Raw genomic sequence first — 21,870 nt, forward strand, 5'->3', positions numbered from 1 at the left:
GGCGCTATCGGGGTGATTCTTCGGGAGTGCCGCGGGACACCAGGCGCTGCAAGGGCGAGGGAAGGTCCACCCAGTTCACCATTCGCTCGGTCGGGGCAGCCAGGCCGAGAGCAACGGCAACCAGGACCCCGAGTCCGACGAGCGCCATCACCGCGGACCCCGGGAGGAGCTGCCCGATGGCCGCTCTATGGACCATCTCGGAAAGCGCAGAGGTGCCGGTCGGGTGGACTTCGAGCTTGAGCAGCCACGCGAGCAGCACCAGCGCAAAGACGTATCCGTAGTTCCGTCGCAGTCGGTAGCCGACGGCCTGGCTCAGGGAGAGGTGCGGGACGAGTCGCCCCAGCTCGACCCCGATGGCCTGCAGCGCCGCCGCCTGCGCTTCGCGGTCGGGCACCGCCTGGGTGCCCAGCGCGGGCGCCACCACGTACCGGTTGAGGAGTCGAAAGCGGCGCCGCCATAGGTCGAAGATCTGATAGCGACGCGATTCCATCAGCAGGAACATCACGTCGAAGGCGGCGGCCAGCAGGAGGGTGAAATGGGGCGACTCGGGAGCGCCGAAGGAGAAGGTCACCATACCGGCGGTGGTCGCCGCGGCCCAGTTCGTGGTGGCGTCCATCCGCTGGCGCCAGACGTCCATGTGCGCCACCACCGCTCGATAGAAATGGACGACGACGGCGCTGGAAGGGTCCACCTCCGGCAACGTCTCCCGCGGCGGGTCGGGAAGCTCCATCGGCTCAGAAAAGCTTCCGATACGCCCAGACAACGAGAAGAACCAGGGCAACGATCCACAGCAGGTGCAGGAGCGCGCCGACCACCACCTTGGTCACCGCGGCGAGCAGCCACAGCACCAGCAGCACGATCGCGAACCAGAGCAGCGAGTTCATGGGAATTCCGGGGGAAGTGGGTTGGAAAATGGGGATAGCAAGAAGGTTACCAGGGGCGTCAGGAGTTGGGAGTTGAGGAGTTAGGAGGAGAAGCTAGGAGCTAGAAGCTAGGAGCTAGAAGGACGGCCAGTTCGGCTCCCGCGACTAAAGGCCCGGAGGCAGTCTGGACTTCTGACTGTTGCCACGCGAGCTGAACCGCGGGTACTGCCGGACTACCGAGTAGAGGCCAGAAGCCAAGAGCCAGAAGTCAGACGGGGTGCATCCGGGCTCGCAGTGAAACCGCGGAAGTACCTTCTGGCTCCTGACTCCTGGCTCCTGGCTTCCCCTTCTAACTTCTAGCTTCTAGCTCCTAGCTTCTTCAACCTCACTTCCCCTCACACGACCCCCATCCCGGATTCTGCAGGATCTTGCACTGGCTCAGCTCCACGTCGCGGGGACGGATCGGGTAGCGCAGGCGATAGGCATTCGCCCCGGTAACGCCGTACGCGGAGGGAGAGGTGCGCGGCACCAGCCTCTTACGCTCCTCGCCGTGCTCGCTGATCACCTCTGACGCCACGCCAAAGCGCTTGAGGTCGAGCCAGCGGTGTCCCTCTCCGCCGAGCTCCCAGCTCCGCTCACGCAGGATCGCGTCGAGCAGCTCCTGTCCGGAGAGGCCGGAAAGTGGCGGCAGACCCGCGCGCTCGCGCACGGTGTTCAGGTGCTGCAGCGCTTCGGCGTCCTCGCCCAGCCGCGCGTGCGACTCCGCCCGCCGCAGCAGCGCGTCCGCGTAGCGGAAGACGATCCAGTTGTTGTTGTCCCGGCCGGGCTGCGGCATGTGCTCCACCCAGCGCCACTTGATGAAGTACGGGATGCAATTCTCCCGGACCTCTCCGGTCTGTGGATCGCGCACCCGCGGAATGTTCAGCTCGGGGTACTGGGTGTTCGGCCCACCGAGCGTGATATCCTCCGTCTCGCGCAGCCGGTCCTCGACCCCGAGCACGCCGCTGATGCCGCTGGAGGGGCAGAACATCCCGTAGCCACCCTCGTAGCGCAGATCACGCGGCTCGGCCGGCGCGTCCGGGTCCGAACCCACGAAGCTGAGGATGTGGTTCTGCGTGGGGTTATAGGAGCCGTTCCCGGAGGCCCCGTACACGGCGATGGTCTGGGGATCTCCAGCGTTTCCGCCGGCGGCGGAGTTGAGCGGCGCCATTGCTGGCACGAGGTTCTGTCGCAGCGAGCCGTTCTCGGAGGCCACCGAGTACTGGATCTCCAGGATCGACTCGATGTTGTTCTTGTTCGCCGGGTTGAAGATTTCGCGGTAGGCGTTGTTCTCACCGCTGCCGGAGGTGATCAGCGCATACCCATCGCCCTCGAGGCTCTCGAACTCCGCCAGCGCCGCCCGCTGCGCCGCCGGATCGGGGTTGAGCTGGTAGGTCGCTCCGAGCAGGAAGGCCGCCGCGCCACGGGTAATCCGGCCACTGTTGGCGCCGGTTGCGCCGGCGGATCCGCGCACGGGAAGCGCCGCTTTCGCCTCGGTGAGGTCGGCGATGATCTGATCGTACACCTGCTGCACCGTTGCGCGCTCCAGCTCGAAGGCCTGGTTGGGGTTGGTGATCTCCTCCAGGATGAGCGGCACGGCGAGGTTGTCCGGCTCCCAGCTCTCGGCCAGCCCGAAGAGCTGGATCGCCTGCCAGAACGCCAGCGAGCGGATGAACTTGGCCTCCGCCACAATGCGCGCCTTCTGCGCCTGATCCTCGAACTCCACATCATCGATCCGGGTCAGGATCACGTTGGCGGAGAAGATCGCGTCGAAGATGGCGGTGTACTGTCCGGCCACCGTGGCGTCATTGGTGGCCTCCAGGAACTCGTCGAGCTGGAAGGTGAAGCCCGGCACGTTGATGTTGAACTGCAGGGTCACGTCCTCGCCCCGCAGGTCGACCAGCTCGCGCCAGTCCCAGTCATAGAGATTTGCCATCTGCGAGTACAGCCCCGAAACCGCCTGCTCCATCTGCCCGGGCGTCTGGAAATAGGTTTCCGAGCTGGCGAAGGTCGCCGGGTCGGGGGATAGGAAGTCGTCACAGGCTCCCAGAGAGACCACGATCCCGCCCGTGAACAATATGCTCAGCAATCGCCTCATTCTTGGATCCTCGTCTCGTAGGTCGATGGCGGCAGACGGTGGCCGTCAGGCGTTGCGTTCCCGCTCTGCCGCCGTGCTGTAGGAGAAGGCGTTCCCCGCTATAGCCCCAGATCGATGCCGATGGTGAAGACCCGAGGCAGCGGGTAGCTGAAGTTGTCCACGCCCGGAGTCAGGTTCGGCGCGTTGGGCGATCCCCCCGCCGAAAGCAGCTGGTTCGACTCCGTCTGCGGGTTCCCCCTGAACGAGGAGAAGATGTAGGGGTTCTGCATGCTGACGTTCAGACGCGCACGCCGGGCGTTGAGGATCCAGTTCTCCGGCAGGTTCCAGCCCAGCGTGATGTTGCGGATCCAGACGAAATCCGCGTCCTCCACCCAGCGATTGCTCACGTCGCGGAACATGCGGCGGCCGGTGGTGGACGAGTTGCCCGCTGCCGGGGTGAAGCCGTCGCCCGTGCTGTCGGGCGAGATCCACATGTTCTCGACGTACTTCTTGGTGACGTTGAACGGACCGTCGATGTTCTCGATGGTGGCGAGGTTGCGGTTGAGCCGCTGCCCGCCGACCGCACCGTCGACGGTCACGCGCAGGTCAAACGGACCCCAGCGAGCGGTGTTGGTCATCCCCCACGTGAAGTCCGGGTAGGGGCTGCCGATGACCTCGAAATCCTCCGTCTGCCGGATGATCCCGTCGCCGTTGACGTCCTTGAACATCGGGTCGCCCTCCACCGCGCCCGCGAACTTGGCAACGTTCGGGTTCGCGATGTCCTCGGCGCTGTACACGCCGATGATGCGGTAGCCGTAGAAGAGGCCGACCGGTCCGCCCACTACGGTGATGTGGGTGTTCGCTCCCTCCATGCTGGTACCGGTGCGCAGCGTATCGCTCGCGCCCAGGTCCAGCGCCTTGTTGCGGTTCACGGAGAGGTTGAAGTTCGTCTGCCAGTTGAACCGCCCGTTGTCGACGTTGACCGTGTTCAGGCCGATCTCGAAGCCCCGGTTCTGGATCGACCCCTGGTTGGCGACCACGGAGCCGAAGCCGGAGGCGACGGGCAGCTCCAGCGACAGCAGCAGGTTGTCGGTGCGCCGCTGGTAGACGTCGGCTACCAGACCCACGCGCCCGGAGAAAAGGGTCGCGTCGAGGCCCACGTTGACCTCGCGGGAGCGTTCCCACCCCAGATCCGGGTTCTGCAGGGTGCTCAGCACGCGCCCCGGAGCAACGTTGCCGTTGAAGACGTAGTCCGACCGGTTGACTACGCCGAGCGACGGATAGTTACCGATCTGGTTGTTTCCGGTGAGTCCGTAGGAGATGCGGAGCTTAGCAGCATCCACCCAGGTCACATCGCGCATGAACGGCTCTTCCGACAGTGTCCAGGCGAACGCCGCGGACGGGAAGGTGCCCCACCGGTTGTCCGCGCCGAAGCGGGAGGATCCATCCGCGCGGAGGGTCGCGGTCAACGCGTAGCGATCGAGCAGCGTGTAGTTCAGACGCCCGATGACCGACGCCATCGACCACTCCGATTCGCTGGTGCTCCCGGTGATCGTCTCGGCTGCGTTCAGGGTCTGGATGTCGTCGTCGGGGAAGCGCTGACCGTTGAAGTTCGCGCCTGTGTCCGACTCCCTCTGGACGGTGAAGCCACCCAGGAGCTGAAGCCGATTCGACTCGTTGAGATCGCGATCGATGGTGATCGTGTTCTCGTTGAGCAGGCTCAGGTAGGTCCCCGTGTTGTAGCCGCCGCTGGGGATCGAGGGGCCGCTCGCGCCCCAGATGGTAGACGGCCGGAAGGTCTGGACGTCGGTGTCGGCCCAGTCGACGTTGGCGCTGGTGCGCAGCTGCACGCCGTCGAAGATCTCGTAGTTCAGGTACGTGCTGGCGAGAGTCCGCAGCGTCCTGCGGTCGTTCACCTGCTCCTTCAGCACGATGATCGGGTTCGGCTGTGTCTTGCCCGACACCCATCCCCACACCAGCGGCTGCAGGTTGCCGTTCTCGTCGTACGGCGATTCGGTGGGCCAGACGTGCTGCGTGGAGCCGAAGCCTCCAGACCGAGCGTTTCCGCCTTCCTCGGCCAGATGCCGGATGCTATAGCTGGGAGCGAGGTTGAGGCCGAGGGTCAGCCGATCGGTCAGGTTGGTCTCGAGGTTCGCACGCAGGCTGTAGCGTTGGTATCCGGAGTTCAGGAGGATGCCCGTCTGGTTGTAGTAACCGCCGGAGAAGTAGGAGCGAATGCGACCGGTGCCCCCGCTCACCGCCACGTTGAACTCCTGCGTGGGGGCGGTCTGGAGCACTTCCTTGAACCAGTTGGTCCCCTCACCCCACTGCGACGGGTTCTGCCACTCCTCGGGCATCTCGCTGAGCGGGCGCCCCGGGTTGAGCTGCCGCCACCGGCGGTTCATGAAGGTGGCGAACTCGGTAGCGTTGGCGAGCTCCGGGAACCGCTCCATGTCGGCGGTCTGCCAGCCGGTGTAGGCGTTGATATCCACCTGCAGCCCCTGGTTGGCCGCACCCTTCTTGGTGGTGATGAGCACCACCCCGTTCGCCGCGCGCGACCCGTAGATCGCCGCCGCGGAAGCGTCCTTCAGCACCGTGATCGACTCGATGTCCTGCATCGGGATGTCGTTCAGGGGATTCCGCATGTTGAAGGAGTTCTGCCCCTGAGCGGACTCCGGGCTGATGGGCACGCCGTCGACCACGTACAACGGGCTACCGCCAGCGCCGATGGCCGACACGCCGCGCACCTTGATGTTCGCTCCGGCCCCGGGCGCTCCGGTGTGGGTGGCCACCTGGACGCCGGGGATCTGGGCCGCCAACGCCTGCGTTGCACCGGCCACCGGCAGGTTCTCGATGTTCTCCCGCCGCACCGACGCGACCGCGCCCGTCACGTCTTCAGTGCGAGCGGTCCCGTAACCGACCGCAACCACCCCTTCGAGCTCGACCGCCGAGGCGGTGAGCTGGAAATTGGCAGTAGCGGTCTGACCGGCCGTGACGGTGACTTCCTGGGTCTGCTCGGAGTACCCGATCACGCTCACCCGAACCGTGTAAGTGCCTGCCGGAACCGCCGCGATGGTGTAGCGCCCGTCAGCGTCCGTGATGGCACCGTACCCGTCCGCCGCGACCGCCGCCCCCGAGAGCGGGGCGCCGTCGCTGGCCGTCACCCTACCGGCGATCTGTCCCGTCGCTTGCCCCTGCGCCTCCCCGGCTGACCATGCCAGGAGCGCCAATGCGACCAGGCAGGTCAACAGTAATTCGATTCGTTCCATGTACTCCTCCGAATCTGGACGTGAGAGAGATGCGCACCCTCGCCGCCCACCGACGCTGCCGGCGCGTGACAGCTCCGGTGAACGAGCTCGGCGGCTCCGGCACCCGTCGTTGGACGCCCCCAACAGGCGGGCTCCTGCACTTTATGTCCGCTTACTGCTGTGTGGCGGGCATCGTGTTTGATGGACGGTGGCGGGCCCAGGATGACCCGGACCCGCCACTCGGCCGTCAGCTTCGACGCATCAGCGGCTCACGCCCAGCCGCGTCAGCGCCGAGTCGGGAATGGCGGATGGCCCCGCCTCGAGCAGCAGGAACAGGTCGCGTCGCTGTGCGCCATTGAGCTGGTTGAGTAGGCCTTCAGGCATCGGCGATTTCTCCGACCGCCGACGGGACACGATCTCCGATTTCGGAATGCTGACCTGCTGGGTCGTCCCCGGAATCTGCACCACCACCGTGGTCGCGTCCTCCCGGTAGATCGTTCCGCTCACCGTCTGCCCGTTCCTCCGGGTGATCTCCTCCACCTGCCAGAGATCGGACACCGTCTCGTTCGGGAAGACCACCGCGCGCACCAGGTCGCGGCGGCTGAATCGCTGGTTGACGGTGGTGAGGTCGGGGCCGAACTCGCGCCCGATGGGACCGAAGGTGTGGCAGCTCGTGCAGAGCGCCTGCTCGAACGCTGCCACTCCACCCGCCGGGTCGCCCTCGCGAATGTTCGGGTTGTAGACCAGCTCCTCGAATAGCTCCTCCTCGGAGATGCTCACGTTGCCGAATCCCCGCGCGCTCTGCGCCGCGGCCATCTGCGGCTGTGCGGCCTCGATGCGGGCGGCGAGCTCCTCCCGCTCATCGGGCGGTACGTAGGCGAGGAAATCGTCGCGGATGCGGTTGATGGAGCCGGCGAAGCTGGCCCCTCCGCGCCAATCCTCGCGATAGACCTTCTCCAGCCAGCTGGCCATCCGCTCGATCGACTGCGCGTCCCACCCCTCCTCGACCGCGCTCAGCATCTCCGCATAGTGGATCTGCTGCTCGCGACCATTGGCCGGGTTGTCGAGCTCCGCCGTGAGCTTCTCAATGGTTCCGGGCACCTGCCAGTAGGCCAGCACCCGCGCGATCTCGCGGTTCAGCAGGGAATCGGCGGCGGGGAAGCGCCCCAGCAGCAGGTCGCCGATCTGCATCTGCACACTTCCCTCCCCGCCTCCGCGGCGTCCACCACCGCTGGCGGCCGGTTCCACGCCGGGCGGGGGCAGCGCGCCGACCCCTGCCCTGGACGGCGCCGCGGAATAGTTGCGAACGCCGTGATCCTTCAGCGTCGTGCGCTCGATGAGCCGCACGAGGTCGAGCAGCGCGTCCTCGGCCGGGTTCTGCCGCAGCAGCTCCAGCTCGCGTCGGGCCAGACGCGTCACCTTCCAGACGTCGGCATCGTCGAGGATCTCGACGTAGGCCAGCAGCGCCTCGGTTGCCTGCGGATACTGGTCGAGCGCGAACGCCGCTTCCGCCCACTGGTTGGGATCGATCGCCTGGAGCAGCTGGCGACCTGCGTAACGGACGAAGCGGTCCTGGCTGCCCAGGAGCGGAAAGACGTCCTGCACCGGATCCAGCGGCGCCTCTACCAGCGGGTTCACCCCGCTGCGCAGGAGCGCCTCGGCCGCGCGGCGCTGGACGAACGGGTCATTGTCACGCAACTGGGCGACGAGGAGGCGGCGCGCCGACTGGCTGCTCTTCATGCCCAGGTAGTAGGCGGCGGCAGCGCGGACCTCCCACGCGGAATCCTGCGTCAGGGGCCCCAGGGTATTCTCGTCCATCCCCGGCCCGAAGACCTGCAGGAGCTCCATGGCGCGCACCCGCCGCTCGGGCGCCGCGGAGGTGTTGCGAACTTCCGCGGTGAGCGCTTGCTGCCACTCCGCGTCGCCCATCCGCTCCTTGATTTCGCGCGCCGTCTGGCGGCTGAACGCCGAGCGCGGCTGCGGCAGGGTGAGGACGCTATCCAGCGGAGTATTCGCCGCGGGGCGCCCCATCGCTTCGTTGCCACGATAGACCACCCGGTAGATGCCGCCCGAGGTGTTCCGGCCGCCCAGCGAGAAGTAGACGTTGCCGTCCGGCCCCACTTCCACGTCGGTCACGTTGAGGGGCTCGCCGTAGACGAAGTTGCTGCTCTCGGAGCGGTAGCTTGCGCCCTCCTTGGTGATGCGGCTGCCGACGATGCGGCCGCGGGACCAGTCCGCCTGCAGGACCATGTCCCAGTATTCGGCAGGGTAGGCGTACGAGTTGTAGATGGTGACGCCGGTGGGCGAGCCGCGTCCCTGCCCTTCGACCGCCGGCGGGTGGTCGAAGAAGTACTCCGGGTGGACGTGGGAGCCCTCGCGATACCCGAAGTCGCCGCCCGGGACCACGTGGATCGTCCGAGTGGGGCGGTACCAGGGAGCATCACGATGCCACTCCATGTCGGAGTCGAAGGTGAACAGCTCCCCCATCAGATTGAAGGCCCCGTCGTACTGGTTGCGGAAGCCCATGGCGAACAGCTCCCACTGATCGCGTCGCGCACCGCCCTGCCCGAACCCGCGGCCGTCCTGGGGAGTTGGGCGCGCGTGCCGGGCCAGATCACGCCGCATGAAGTTGCCCCCGGGTCCGCCCGTGTAGGCCGAGCCGAAGCCGCGCGCGTCGTCGCGGCCGAGCAGGCTGCCATTTTCCCACTCGCGAACCGGCGACAGAGGTGACGGGGTGCCGTAGATGTACGAGAAGTTGCCCTGCGCCCAGTAGAGATAGCCGTCGGGCCCGAAGAAGACGGCGTGCGGTCCGTGCTCCTGGATGTCGCCGGTGGACAGCTCGATCAGCTGGGCGGAATCGCCCACGCCGTCCCGGTTCGCATCCGGCACCCGGAAGAGGCCGGTGCCCCGCCGCGAGCGCCCGGCCACGATGAGATCGGGTCCATCGAAGACGAGGCCCTGACTGGCGATTACCATGGAAGAGTCGGTGAAGGCCCGCTCCGCGTCGATCACGCCGTCGCCGTTGTTGTCCAGCAGCGTGACGATCGGTCCGTTCTCGCGTGCGACGACCAGCCGACCCTCACTGTCGAAGGTGATGGCCACGACCGTGCCCGCCTTGACGGGCGCGTACACCTCCTCGACGGCAAAGCCCTCGGGAACGGTGAACTCCACCTCGTCCTGCGGCGGGAGCTGGCGGAACGCGAGGGCGGCCACGCCGAGAAGGGGTAACAGGATGATCGCGAGCCGCTTCATTTGATGATCGCTTTCCGATGGTGATGTCGGTGCCGTTCGCCCGCTCCGCACTCGACGTCGACACGCGTCGGAGCGCGGAAGCTCAGCGGATTACGGCAACCGGGTGAGCGTGATGTTCTTGAACTCCACCTTCATCGGTGGCCCCGTGTGGATCTGCAGGGCGAGGACACCCGACATGCTGCGCTCCTCGACCTGGTTGTCCAGCACGTCCACGGTGACCCGACCGTTCACCTTGTGAACCAGGTGGTTGCCGATGGCGGTGATCTCGTAGGTATTCCAGTCCGACATGTCGATGGCCTTGCCGAGCGCCTCGGGATCGCCCACCGAGCCCACCACGTTGAAGCGGCCGTCCGGCTCGATCACGACCTTCTGACCACGGGTCGCGATGATGCCGCGGCCACGCTCCTCGTAGAGCATACCCGTGTAGCGATTAGCGGCGTCCATGTCGGCCTGGTAGCCGCCCGCCGACCAGCCTTCCAGGATTCGGCTACGGTACTGGATTCCGGAATTACCGCCCGTGAGGCGGAAATCGACGCGGAGGGTGAAGTTCTCGACCGGCTCGCCGTCCCAGACGATGAAAGTATTCTGGGTGAGGGGGTTTTCGGCGGTGGTCTCTCCTACGATGGCGCCGTTCTCCACGCGCCAGTAGCGCGGATCCCCATTCCAGCCGCTCAGATCGCGGCCATTGAAAAGGGATTGTGCCAGACCAACTGGCTGCGATCCGTCCCCGGCCGGTGCGGGGCCGCCGGCACAGCCGGCGAGGAGAGCGACGAGGAGGAGCGAGCTTCCAAACAGGGGTGCGAAACGATGTTGCAAGGCGATCACCTCAGGCTGGGGGTGAGCCAATCTGCACATCTGTTCATTTATCGTCGCACGTTCATCTATGGATGTGCGGCGAACGGGCGGCTGTCAAGCTTCTTGATGCTGAACGAGAAGCTACGAGCTAGAAGCTAGAAGGACGACTGGCCTTTGTGACAATCTGGGGCCGCATTCAGCCGAGTCGCCACCGCCCCGCAGGGAAGCCCGAAGCAGAGAATTCTAGCTTCTAGCTTCCAGCTCCTAGCTTCTCATCAAAGCACCCTATCCACGAACTCCCGGTTCTTCACCTCCACCGGCACCTTCTCGAGCTCGAGGATGCCGCGGGCGCAGTGCTCGGCGAAGCGGCGGAAGGCCTCCTCGCCCTTCTCGGCCGTCGCCCGCAGGGGATTGCCGATGGTCCCGCTCTCGATGAACTCGTGGTGGTCCATCGGGAAGGTGAAGTACTTGTAGCCCTCGAACTCCACGTCCGGCATGCCGTCCTTCTTGGCGAAGGTACGCGGCAGGTAGTCGGGGATGTGCGCGCGGGTGTGCTCCGCCCGCTCCATCCGCACCAGGGCCGGGTTGTGGGCCATGTCCTGCGAGGTCTCCAGCTCGCTCGCGTGCCAGCCGGGCGTCTCGTCGGGGGGATTCTCCAGCAGCCCCTCCATAAGCCCCGTGTAGTTCTCCATGTACGGCTTCACGAAGCTGATCAGCGCCCCCGTCTCGTAGCGCAGCTTGCGCAGGATCGGATCGACCACCTTGACGTTCGAACCGTGTCCGTTGATGAAATGGATGCGGTTGAAGCCGTGGTGGATCAGACTGCGAGCCACGTCGTACATCACCGCGAGCAGGGTGCTGCTGCGGAGTGTGATCGTGCCCCGCCCCTCCCCGGGCCCGTGCATGTGCTGCGGCGAGTAGCCCGCCCAGATCGGCGGCGTGTGGAGCACCGCAATGTGCTCGGAGATCCGCGCAGCGACCTCGACCGCGGTGATCGTGTCCGTGGCGAGCGGCAGGTGCGGCCCGTGCTGCTCGGTGCTCGCCATCGGCACCAGGATCGAATCCTTCTGCTTCAGGTACTCGCGGATGTCCACGTAGGTCAGGTCGGCGAGGTTCCAGGAGATGAACTTGCTCCTGAACTCTTCGTCGCCCGTGGTCAGGGGAGGCGCCTTCGCCGACAATTCACGCTGGACTGCCATCTACTTCCGCTCCTGATCGAGTAGTTGAACGAAGCGATCCGCCACCTTCGCGCCGAAGGCCGGATCGTTCACGTGCATGTCGATGGTCTCGATAGGGATGTTCGACGGCAGCGACGCCCGCAGCGACTCGAGAAACGCGGCGTCTGACTCGACGTCCCAGAAGGGGCCGCCGGGCACGTTCGGGATGGACAACCCGCGAGTGGGGACCACCACTCTCACCGGTCCCTTCGCCTCTCCCAGCCTTTCGCCGAAAATCCTCCCCAGCTCGACCATCTCTTCCCGGCTGGTCCGCACCAGCGTGTACTCGGGGTTGTGATCGTAGACCGGCCGATCCTGCAGCGCCGGCGGAATCGCCCCTGCGTGAAAGACGCTGAAATCGATGCAGCCGGGCACCACTACCTGCGGGATCCCGGCGCGGCCGATGCGCCGCAATCGATCCGGTCCCCCATCGTGAATTCCACCGACCATCGGGTCGTTGACCTCGTTGGTCGTATAGTCGATCACGCCCACGAACTGTCCGGCTTCCGCCAGCTCCTCCATGGCCGGACCGCCCACGCCATTGGAGTGGAAGATCACGGCCTCGTAACCGTGCTCGGCGAGGCGGTCCTTCAACGCCATCACTGCGCGGGTGGTGTTGCCGAGCATGGTCACGGCGACGTAGCGGCCGTTCGGATCGGGCGGAGGCAGGCCCCGCCTGCCGTCCTCCACCAGCCCCTTGAGCGCCGCCGCCGCGTTGTCGAACACGGTGCAGGCCACCGGATTCAACCCGAGGATGTCGACCACGGTGTGGACGACCATGATGTCGCTGGTGCCCACCAGCGGGTCGAAGTAGTGCTTGCCCGAAGCGATCGGGGAGAGCAGCACCTTGGGCACCCCGACGGGGAGCGCCATCATGGCGGCGGCAGCCATCACCGCTCCTTCGGCGCCCCCCATGCCGAAGATGGCGTCCAGCTGTCCTTCCCGGTAAAGCGAGAGGACGAGCGCCCTCACGGCGTCCCGCATCCCGGCTACGGCGCGCCCGCGGCTTCCCGCCCGCTGCAGCTCCTCGATCGTGGTGTCGCCGTGGCGAGCCACCTCGGCGTGGTCGATGTCCGGCTCGATCCCCAGGGGCTCGCCCAGGATGCCGATATCCACCACGGTCGTCTCCAGGCCGAGGTCCTGGAGACGATCGCGCACGTAGGCGAATTCCCGCCCCTTGGTATCGAGCGTACCGACCAGTACGACCCGCTTACCCACGGACGCTCGCGGCGGCAGTCGCGCTCGGCGCGGCCGCGCCGTCGCGGATCAGCGGAAGCAGCGTCTTGGCGTTCTCCTCGACGAGCCAGTCGTAGAACCGCTCGCTCAACAGGCTGCTGCCGTGCTCGCGAATGAACTTCAGCTGCTCCGGGGAGATGTTGACCGGCTCGGTCTCGATCGCGTGGGGATAGGGGTTCGCCGGGGTGCGATCGATGGGCGCCACGAACTCGGCGGTCAGGGCCCCGTCGTAGCCCACCTCGCGCAGGGTCGCGATGAGCTTCGGCCAGTCCCAGGTCCCGTGGCCGGCGGGCATCCGGTTGTTGTCGGCCACGTGGAAGGTGGTGAGTCGCTTACCGACCTGGCGGATGGCTGCGTAGGGGTCGGACTCCTCGATGTTGATGTGGAACGCGTCGAGGCAGACGCCGCACTCGGGGCCCGTAGCCTCGGCGAGGGCCAGCGCCTGGGCGCCACGGTTCAGGAAGTAGGTCTCGAAGCGGTTGAGCGGCTCGATCGCGATGCGGATTCCCTCGCGCAGCCCGTGCTCGTAGCACTCTTTCATGCTCTCGACGGCCCATTGCCACTCCTCCTCGGGGGTGGCGTCGGGGACGATCTTGCCGACCGTACACGGCACGACGGTGATCACCTCACCACCCATCTCCTTCACCATCGTGATCGTGTCCTTCACGTACTTCACCGAGTTCGCCCGCTCCTGCTCGTCCTTGGCCAGCAGGTTTCGGCCGGCGAACATCAGCGTAACCGACCCCCAGCAACGCAGCCCGTTCTCCTGCAGCAGCCGACGCACCTCCTTCGTGTCCGTGAGATCCGGCTCACCGCTGATCTCGATGCTCTCGTAGCCGTACCTGGCCAGGCGGCGAATCGTCACGTCGACCGGCTCCGCGCGCATCCAGTTGTGCATGGACAGATGCATGGTGCAGCTCCTCCTGGGTGGTAAGCGATTGAGGTGAAGGATCCCGCCCGTTCATCCCGGGGGCGTGGTGACGACGCGTGGAGTGTGTCCCCTCCGTGCGAGAGGGTCAGTTTTCCAGGTGATCGACGAGGAGCTCGTACAGCCCCTTGACCTCGATGCCATGTTCCGCCGCATGGCGCTCCAGATGGGCGAGGCTGCCGGCCCCTTCGGTGACGACTATGCGCGCGCCGACCTGCGCGGCGTCGACCAGCCGGGCCTGCGTGAGCGCGTCGGCGATCTGTGGCTGGGTGAACTGCAGAGCCAGATCGCCACAGGGATAGGCGCGGCCATCGCGCCAGAATAGCTCCCGCGCGGGCTCCGGGAGCACCGCATCGAGCAGGCGCCGCGGCGCCGGAAAGCGGGATTTCACCCGCACCGCGTGCGTAGGGTCCACATACGCGACAGGTCCGCCGTTGGCGGAAGCCCGTTTCAGCCTGAGCCGGCCCGCCTCCAGCTGGGCCGCCAGGAAGGGCACCAGCTCGAGCACCTCGACGTTCTCCGGTACGCGCAGGCCGAGCCGCTCATCGTACATCTGGGTGAAGGCGAAATACTCGCCCGGAGAGAGCACGAAGAGGCGCGAGGCGCCGCAGGCCTCCAGCTCGCCCAGGTTGGCGAGGGCATGATCATACGCGAGCGCCGGCAGCCCCAGCGAGCTGGCCAGATAGCCCGTGCTCCGGCCGCGCCCGATGAGCACCGGATCGATCCCCACCGCCCTCAACAACTCGACCGCGGCGGTGACCAGCGCCGGTTTCAGCAGGTGCGCTTCGTCGCCGACGAAGAGCGCGACGTCGCCGCTGCCCGTCGGCTTTTCCGGGCGCCGCGGCAGATAGGGATTCTCCCACTTGCCCAGGATCTCCGCCATCTCGTAGACGATGGCCGGCGCCAGGCCCCGCTCGACCACCTGGGCCCGCGCCGCAGCAATCCCTTCAGGCAAGGGGTTCGAGTAGACGCAATGGGAACGGCAGTTCCCACAATCGGCACATTTGTACAGCGCGTCAACCGTCTCCGCGTTCCAGGTGGAGAGGTCGCGACGCTCCAGCGCCACGAGCTGCGCCCAACCGTGCGGCGTCAGCGTCTCCACGCGGGTCAGGTTCCCCACCGGGCATACGTGCCGGCACATCAGGCAGTGGCGGCAGCGCTCGGTGACGTCGATGGCGTTCTCCAGCATCCAGGCTCCTTGTTCGTTACCGCGCCGAGGCGCAGGGACGGAGGCGGGTCCGTTCACCGCCCGAAGCCGACCTTCCCCGGGTTCATGATTCCCAGGGGATCGATGGCGTTTTTGAGCTGCTGCAAGAACGGCCAGGCATCGCCATACTGCCGCCGCATGAAGCGCGAGAGTTTCAGCCCGACCCCGTGGTGCTCGTTGATCATCCCGCCGTGCTCGAGCGCGGCGCCGACCGCCACGTTCCACACGCGGTTGTGGAGGCGGATGGCGGCCTCCGCGTCCTCGGGTGGCGACTCGATAATGAAGCGCGAGTACATCGACGCGCCCCACTTCCACCAGTGGGAGAAGTGGGCGATGTAGCGCACCCCCCAATCGGCAAATCCCTCCTCCACCGCCTGCTTCTGCGCCCTCCAGATCCTCTCCAACCGGTCGAAGGTGCAGACGGTCTCGGTGGTGCCGTACATCCAGGGGAAGGCCAGCGTCTTGGGCGGATAGTAGAAGTCGTAGCGATGCTCCCACCACCGCTCCCCCGGCTCCCTCCCGAGATCCCGCGCCCCGAGCTCGAGGCAGATGTCCATCGCCTTCTGCTCCTGGAGGGCGGCGATGTCGGGATCGCCGTCGAAGCCGATCACCATGTACCCGCCCTCGAGATCCAGCTCCAGCGTCTCCTTGACCAGCGACGCCGTGGAATTCGGGTCGTAGAGCCGGATCACCATCGGCTGCAACCGCCGGGTCATCATCAGGCGCCCCGCCTCCAATGCGTTACGGATGTCGTCGAAGAGGACGGCGCGGAGAAGGCGGGCCTGCGGCAGGTAGTCCACCTGCATGGTGGCCTCGGTGATGATCCCCAGCGTGCCTTCCGTCCCCAGGAAGAGCCGCATGAAATCCGGTCCGGAGGCGTGGTTGGGCACCGGAGGGGTGCGGATGACGCGCCCGTCGGGCAGCACCACCTGCAGGCTCATCACCAGGTCTTCGGCTTTGCCGTACTTGGTGCTGATCGTGCCCGAGCCGCGGGGGGCCAGGTACCCGCCCAGCGTGGCGCAGTTGGCCGAAGCCGGGTAATGCGGCAGGGTGAGTCCGCGCTCGTTCAGCGCCCATTCCAACCGGGTTCCGTTGATCCCCGCCTCGGCGGTGACGGTGAGCGAGCTCTCGTCGATCTCCAGAATGCGGTCGAGCCGCTTCAGGTCGACGATGATCCCGCCGTAGAGCGCTAGCGCGCCTCCCTGCGTCCCCGATCCACCCCCCCAGGGGATCACCGGGATGCGGTAGCCGTTGGCGATCTGGAGGATGGCGGAGACCTCCTCCACCGAGCCCGGGTGGACAATGTAGTCCGGGCGCGACAGCGACTGGCCCCGGTCGAGCCACATCTGCGAGCCCCAGAACCAGTCGCACGAGTAGATCAGGCGGTCGGCGTCGGTCGTGGAGACGTACGCCTCTCCCACGACCTCCTCCAACTCGCTGCGAATCATCTCATAGTGGAACTTGCCCGGGCTGTAGCGAGTGGACTCGGTCGTTCCGTCCGCGGACGGCGCGTCGAGCGAGGGGGTGGCCTTTCCTGCGTGGTCATCGCTTGCTGGTCGCATGTGCTGGCCTTCGGGGGGTCGGCTTAAGCGAACGTTTGTTCACTAATGGTCATGCGTTCAGGTATATTGGGGCGGCGTCGCGGGGGTGTCAAGGTTGTTGGGCGGCGGCCGCCGCGCGCCGCCGGGGGGAACGAAGCGCGCCCGCGAGCCCGAGCTGTGGAGCTCGAGTCGCGGGCGCGCAATGCCGGTCGAAGGAAGCGCCCGCCCGGAGGCAGGCCCTCCGCGCGCCCGCTAGGCCTGGGTAGCCGCTTGTCGGACGGATACCTCGCGCTCTCTCGAGGCGGCGTCCTCGATGGCCACCGGATGGTATCCGCCGCGGGCGCGGAAGTAGAGGATCAGGCAGATGTAGACGATCAGCATCAACACGGGGAGCAGGGCGATCGTCTGCAGCGCGTCCTTCTGTGACTGCTCCTGCACCTGGGCGATCACCTCCTGATCCGCCGGCGGCAGGGTGGCTGCCAGCTCCGGGTTCACCGCCTGGTAGTCCCCGAAGATGCTGTTCCGCTGGATCATGACCTGCGAGTGCAGGGCCGGCGCCTCGATGGCGAGGTTCTCGTCCATGTTCCGGTCCTGCAGCAGCCCCATGAAGGGGGCGCCGATGACGCCCACCGCGAGCATGCCCACGCCGCCGACCACATTCAGGGTCAGCGCGCCGCCGCGCGGAAACTGCTCGGCCACCACCCCCAGCGAGGTCGGCCAGAAGAAGCTCTTGCCTATGCCGTACAGGGTGGCGGCGATCAGGATCATCGCACCGGCAGCGTTCGAAAGGGCGAACAGGCCGATGGCGGCGATGGTGGCGGAGACGGCGAGCAGCCCCAGAGGCGAGATGCGGTGCACGATGGAGCCGGCGAAGAACCGCAGCACCATCATGATCGCAGAGGTGTAGATCAGCACCCACCCGGCGTTGATGCCGATGCGGGTCATCTCGCCGCTCATCAGCGTGGTGATCCAGCTGTCCACACCCAGCTCGGTGGTTGCGAGCGGGATCATGACCAGAAGCATAAGGATGAACAGCGGACGACCGAGCGACCGGGTGTAGAAGGCGTAGACGCCCGTGGTCGCCGCGATCAACGCCAGGTTCACCCCCAGCGACCAGCCGAAGATCTGCCCGATCTGCATGATCACCATCGCCGAGGCGATCAACGCGCCCAGCGCACCCACCTCGCGCAGCATGTCGCGGTAGGAAACGCCGGCCGCTACGCGCTCGTGGATGGGGAAGCGCTGCGCCGCCAACATCAGCGCATAGATCACCGTCGGGATGAGAATGATGGCGATCTTGTACTTCCAGTAGAGATCGCCCAGCGCGATGGCCAGGATGCCGCCGAACACCAGACCGCCAGGCCACCCGGCGTGCAGGTAATTCAGCCAGCGCGTCTTCTCCCTGCTGAAGACCGTTGCCACCACCGGGTTGGCGTAGGCCTCCACCGTGCCGCTCCCGAGGGCCAGCACAAAAGTGCCCAGGTACATCATGGAGTAGTCCTGGGCCATCAAGATGATCACGGTGGAGAGCGTGTGGCAGAGGAGACCGAACCACATCGCGGCCTTGTAACCGATCTTGTCGATCACCAGGCTGAACAGCACGATGCTGATCGCGAACGGCCACAGCCCGGCGCCCAGGATCTCTCCGACCTGCGTTTCCGTCAGGTTGAACTGGGCCCCCCACTCTGGCGCCGTCAGCACTCGGGCGATAAAGCCGAAGGAGGTCGATACCAGCGCGATGAAACACCCCCAGAAGAGCCTCTTGTCGTGCTCCACCGTTTGCGCTGCCGATGCTTGCGCCATGATCCGGTCTCCTACGTGGGTGGTTGAGTGATTGCGGAGCCTCGCCGAACGCAACGGGTTCGACGTGCCGTTACCGCCAGCAGCACGGCCGACTTCGCCCCGACGGCCGCCGCTGTCTGGTGGAAAATCGCTCAGGAGTAGGTGAGAATATGCCTGAACGATGAACAGATGCTCATACCGGAGGATTAATGTTGCGCAGCGTAAGCATCTGCACAAAGCTTGTCAAGCGCGCGGGCGCATCTCCGGAGTGTACCGGGTGGCGGTGAGCTTACCCGACCCGCTAGCTTCCGGTCGGCTTCGCCATTGTCTGCGGCCTCGAGTCGCCACCGCGTGCGTTCGTCGCTCACCCCGAACCGATTTGCCATGCCGCGTCCCCGGTCCCGCCCGGATTATTATCTGCTGAGCAAGGTCAGCACTCTGTACTACACCCGCGGCCTCACGCAACAGGAGATCGCGGACCGACTGCACATCTCGCGTCCCAAAGTCTCGCGCCTGCTTCAGGAGGCGCTCAACCACAATATCGTGCGCATCAGCATTGCTGCCCCGAGGGGGCTGCACCTCGAGCTGGAGGCGGAGCTGGAGGCGGTATTCGACCTCTCCGAGGCGCTGGTCATCGACGTGGAGCCAGGGCCGCGGGAATCGATCTACCGGCAGATCGGCACGGGCGCCGCCAGCTACTTCGCGCGCACGCTTCAGCCGGGGGAGACGATCGGGCTGGGTTGGGGAACGACACTCGACGCCATGGTACAGGCGACGTCGCCCATCGCCACCGAGGGCATCCGGATCGTGCAGACGCTGGGAGGTGTGGGGCCGCCCGAGTCCGGAGCCTACGCGGCCGACCTCGTGCGCCGGCTGGCGGATCTGCTGGGCGCCTCGGCCGTGCTGCTTCCCGCACCGGGGATCGTAGGTACGGTGAGCGCCCGGAACGTACTGCGCAAGGACCCTCACGTACAGATGGCGCTGCAGCAGTACAATCACCTCGACGCCGTCTTCATCGGCATCGGCTCGCTGCAGGCGAGCCCGATCCTGAGGGACAGCCACTATCTGCCGCCCGAAGCCTACGCCGAGCTCCAGGCGGCGGGAGCGATCGGGCACATTGGCCTGCGCTTCTTCGACGCGCAGGGGAACCTGGTCCACACCTCCCTCGACGATCGAACGCTCAGCATCACGCCGGAGCAGCTCTACAAGACCCCGCGCGTGGTCGGGGTGGCGGGCGGACCCGACAAGGTGCAAGCCCTGCTGGGGGCACTGCGCGCCGGCTTCCTCAACGTGCTGATCACCGACCAGTTCACCGCCGCGGCGCTCTTGGAGGCCGAGAAGCGGGCGCCCGCGCCCAGCCTGGAGGTCAGCCGAGCAGGTTCAAAAAAATCGTGATGATCACCGCGTTGGTGAAGTCGATGAAGAAGGCCCCCACGATCGGCACCACCAGGAATGCCCTCGGCGCGGGGCCGTATCGCTCCACCAGCGACTCCATGTTGGCCATGGCATTCGCGGTGGTCCCCAGCATGAAGCCGCAGAACCCGGCGCTCATCACCGCCGACTCGTAGTCGCGCCCCATCAGCCGAAAGATCGGCCAGCGGCAGATGAGCGCAATCAACCCCACCTGCGCCACGAGAATGACGATGAGCGGTAGGGCGAGGGCGGCGATCTCCCAGAGCTGCAGCGTCATCAGCGCCAGCACGATGAAGAGCGACAGGGAGGCGCTGCCCAGGTCGTCGATCACCTGCTGCGATAGCCCGAGCATGCGCGTGCGGTCGTCCAGGTTGCGGATGGCCGCCGCCACCAGCATGGCCCCGATGTAGCTGGGCAGTGTCAACCCCAACGCGCCGAAGCCCCTACTCACCCATCCTCCGATCCACATCGCCACCAGAATAGCCACCCCGTTCTTGAGCAGCAGGTACGAGCCGCGGTCCTCCCCGGGAGGCGGCTCCGTACTCCCCCCGGGAAGCTGACTCTCGACGACGTCCGTGGCCGCGAGGTGCGAGTGGCGGACGAGCTGCCCCGTCTCTGCGCGCAGGTGGTAGCGCTCAATGAGCCAGGTGCCGATCGGCCCCCCGATCACCCCTCCCATCACGATCCCCATCATCGCTGCGGCCACTGCCACGGTGGCGGCCCCGGGCACCCCCGCCTCCTCGAAGAAGGGCGCGAAGGCGAGGCCGGTCGCGGGGCCTCCCGTCAGGGTGGTCGAGCCCGCGAGCACGCCGAAGAGCGGGTCGAGCCCGAACGCCAGCGCCAGACCTCCCCCGAGGAGGTTCTGCGTCACGGCGAAGGCGGTGGCCGCCGTGAAGAAGAGAAGAACCTGCGGGCCGCCCCGCCGGAGGAGCGAGAGGCTGGCCGCGAATCCCACCGAGGTGAAGAACGCCACCATCAGCGGGGTCTGGAGCGTGCTATCCAGCACGAGGAGCGGCTCTTCCGTCCCACGGGTGACGAGGGTCGCCAGCGAGACCAGGAGGCCGCCGATGACGGGCGCCGGCACGTTGTAGCGGGAGAGCGGCGGCAGCAGCCGACGCAGGCCATACCCCACGAAGAGCATGACCCCCGCCAGCGCGACGGTCTGGATCAGATCGAACTTCAGCAACGAACCCCGGCGGCCGGTGTGTGGAGGATGGTTGGCGCCGGTCATAGGGGCGGCGGCCGCATTCCCTGCTTGTAAACTGAGCCGAAGCCGGAGTTGGTGGGCGTGTACTCGCCGACAGGGTCGGCCCGCGCGCCATCCGGCGGGATGCGGTCTTCCAGGCCGAGGGCCCAGAGGATCCCATTCAATGCCAGCTTCCGCATCGACTCCTCGCGGAAGTCGTAGGGGTGGCCCAGGGTGGTGAAGAAGACCCGGGCGGTGCGCCCGCTGCGGCCGGTGTAGGTCTTGGTCCAGGCGACCGGGTTTGTGAGTGGATATCGATCTGTTCGTCCTTCTTCGGCGTGGGTGGAGCGAAGGGCTTCCCCGATCAGTAGCGGCCGGCTGTCCCCGTAGAGCTGATCTCCGCCGCCGTCCACGTGATACAGCCAGGAGTAGGCCTGGAAAGGCTTCACCCCGCGCAGGATGGGGTGAGCCGTGCGCCACTCGATCGGTCGCACCGCCGTGAGCGGTTGGTTCCCGTCCTCGAAGTGGCCGTGGTGGACGATCCAGTGCTGACCGAAGACCCGGGTGGGCCACTCCTCGTTGAGGTCGGCGTGCGGCGAATCCTCCGGGTAGCGGAAGGCGTGTGTGGCGGTACGGAAGCCGACCACCGGTCGACCGGATTCCACGTAGTCGAGGATGTGGACGAGCTGTGAGTCGGGCAGGGCGCGGAAACGCATGAACATCACCATCAGATCGGCGGAATCCAGCGCCGCCAGTCCCGGAATATTGGTGAGCTCGTTCGGGTCGATGAACCCCCGCTCATCGAGCGCGTACAGCACGGTGACCCGGAAGCCGTAGTCACGCTTCAGGATGCGAGCGAGCATCGGCATCGACTCCTCGGACCGGTACTCCTCGTCCCCGGTCACGAACACCACGTGCTGCGCCGCCGCCGGGGTGCCCAGCAGCAGCGAGAATCCGAGATAACCTAACGAGAATATCCGCTTCATCAGCGATACAAGAAGACAAGGAGACCCCTTGTCACCTTCATTTTGCTACCCATTCACCTTGTCACCTCGTCACCCTGTCACCTTGTCACTCCTTGTCTCC

15 protein-coding genes are annotated in these 21,870 nt (G+C 66.4%); 1 reads left to right on the forward strand and 14 read right to left on the reverse strand.

All coding sequences use genetic code 11. From position 1 onward, the window contains the following. Window positions 1-4: 4 nt before the first annotated feature. The 12 genes from VF167_14340 to VF167_14395 all read right to left on the reverse strand — a co-directional run bounded on the left by VF167_14340 (window position 5) and on the right by VF167_14395 (window position 18,206). Entirely contained in the window at window positions 5-730 is a 726-nt protein-coding gene (locus VF167_14340) for a DUF2270 domain-containing protein (GenBank protein ID HEX6926597.1), read from the reverse strand. 4 nt (window positions 731-734) lie between these two features. Further along, a complete protein-coding gene (locus tag VF167_14345; protein HEX6926598.1) occupies window positions 735-884 on the reverse strand; it encodes a hypothetical protein in 150 nt (49 codons plus the stop codon). Window positions 885-1,248: 364 nt separating this feature from the next. Beyond that, window positions 1,249-3,000: a RagB/SusD family nutrient uptake outer membrane protein gene (locus tag VF167_14350; protein ID HEX6926599.1), complete on the reverse strand. Its 1,752-nt coding sequence runs from the start codon at window positions 2,998-3,000 to the stop codon at window positions 1,249-1,251. A 98-nt stretch (window positions 3,001-3,098) separates the two neighbouring features. Further along, on the reverse strand, window positions 3,099-6,248 hold the full coding sequence (locus VF167_14355) for a TonB-dependent receptor (GenBank protein HEX6926600.1): 3,150 nt from the start codon (window positions 6,246-6,248) through the stop codon (window positions 3,099-3,101). Between the two features lie 240 nt (window positions 6,249-6,488). Further along, window positions 6,489-9,479: a HEAT repeat domain-containing protein gene (locus VF167_14360; protein ID HEX6926601.1), complete on the reverse strand. Its 2,991-nt coding sequence runs from the start codon at window positions 9,477-9,479 to the stop codon at window positions 6,489-6,491. 90 nt (window positions 9,480-9,569) lie between these two features. Then, on the reverse strand, window positions 9,570-10,295 hold the full coding sequence (locus VF167_14365) for a DUF1080 domain-containing protein (protein ID HEX6926602.1): 726 nt from the start codon (window positions 10,293-10,295) through the stop codon (window positions 9,570-9,572). 254 nt (window positions 10,296-10,549) lie between these two features. Further along, the gene (locus VF167_14370) at window positions 10,550-11,473 is read right to left on the reverse strand and encodes a creatininase family protein (protein ID HEX6926603.1); all 924 of its coding nucleotides are present in this window, start codon (window positions 11,471-11,473) and stop codon (window positions 10,550-10,552) included. Continuing rightward, window positions 11,474-12,709, reverse strand: coding sequence for a Tm-1-like ATP-binding domain-containing protein (locus VF167_14375; protein HEX6926604.1), 1,236 nt, complete (start codon window positions 12,707-12,709; stop codon window positions 11,474-11,476). Continuing rightward, complete coding sequence (locus tag VF167_14380; protein HEX6926605.1) at window positions 12,702-13,637, reverse strand: sugar phosphate isomerase/epimerase; 936 nt, start codon at window positions 13,635-13,637, stop codon at window positions 12,702-12,704. Before VF167_14380 ends, VF167_14375 begins: the two co-directional genes overlap by 8 nt. Before the next feature lie 106 nt (window positions 13,638-13,743). Next, window positions 13,744-14,844, reverse strand: a complete 1,101-nt coding sequence (locus VF167_14385; protein HEX6926606.1) for a (Fe-S)-binding protein — start codon at window positions 14,842-14,844, stop codon at window positions 13,744-13,746. A 53-nt stretch (window positions 14,845-14,897) separates the two neighbouring features. Continuing rightward, entirely contained in the window at window positions 14,898-16,424 is a 1,527-nt protein-coding gene (locus VF167_14390) for an FAD-binding oxidoreductase (GenBank protein ID HEX6926607.1), read from the reverse strand. Between the two features lie 231 nt (window positions 16,425-16,655). Further along, window positions 16,656-18,206, reverse strand: a complete 1,551-nt coding sequence (locus VF167_14395) for an MFS transporter (protein ID HEX6926608.1) — start codon at window positions 18,204-18,206, stop codon at window positions 16,656-16,658. Window positions 18,207-18,569: 363 nt separating this feature from the next. Between VF167_14395 and VF167_14400 the strand changes: the two genes are divergently transcribed. Continuing rightward, window positions 18,570-19,580: a sugar-binding transcriptional regulator gene (locus tag VF167_14400; GenBank protein HEX6926609.1), complete on the forward strand. Its 1,011-nt coding sequence runs from the start codon at window positions 18,570-18,572 to the stop codon at window positions 19,578-19,580. Here the strand turns inward: VF167_14400 and gltS are convergent. Further along, complete coding sequence (gltS, locus tag VF167_14405; GenBank protein ID HEX6926610.1) at window positions 19,552-20,784, reverse strand: sodium/glutamate symporter; 1,233 nt, start codon at window positions 20,782-20,784, stop codon at window positions 19,552-19,554. The two genes, VF167_14400 and gltS, sit on opposite strands and share 29 nt — an antisense overlap. Before the next feature lie 41 nt (window positions 20,785-20,825). Further along, window positions 20,826-21,770, reverse strand: coding sequence for a ThuA domain-containing protein (locus VF167_14410; GenBank protein HEX6926611.1), 945 nt, complete (start codon window positions 21,768-21,770; stop codon window positions 20,826-20,828). Window positions 21,771-21,870: the final 100 nt, after the last annotated feature.

The sequence above is a fragment of the Longimicrobiaceae bacterium genome, from assembly GCA_036375715.1.
In the GTDB taxonomy this organism is placed as follows: domain Bacteria; phylum Gemmatimonadota; class Gemmatimonadetes; order Longimicrobiales; family Longimicrobiaceae; genus DASVBS01.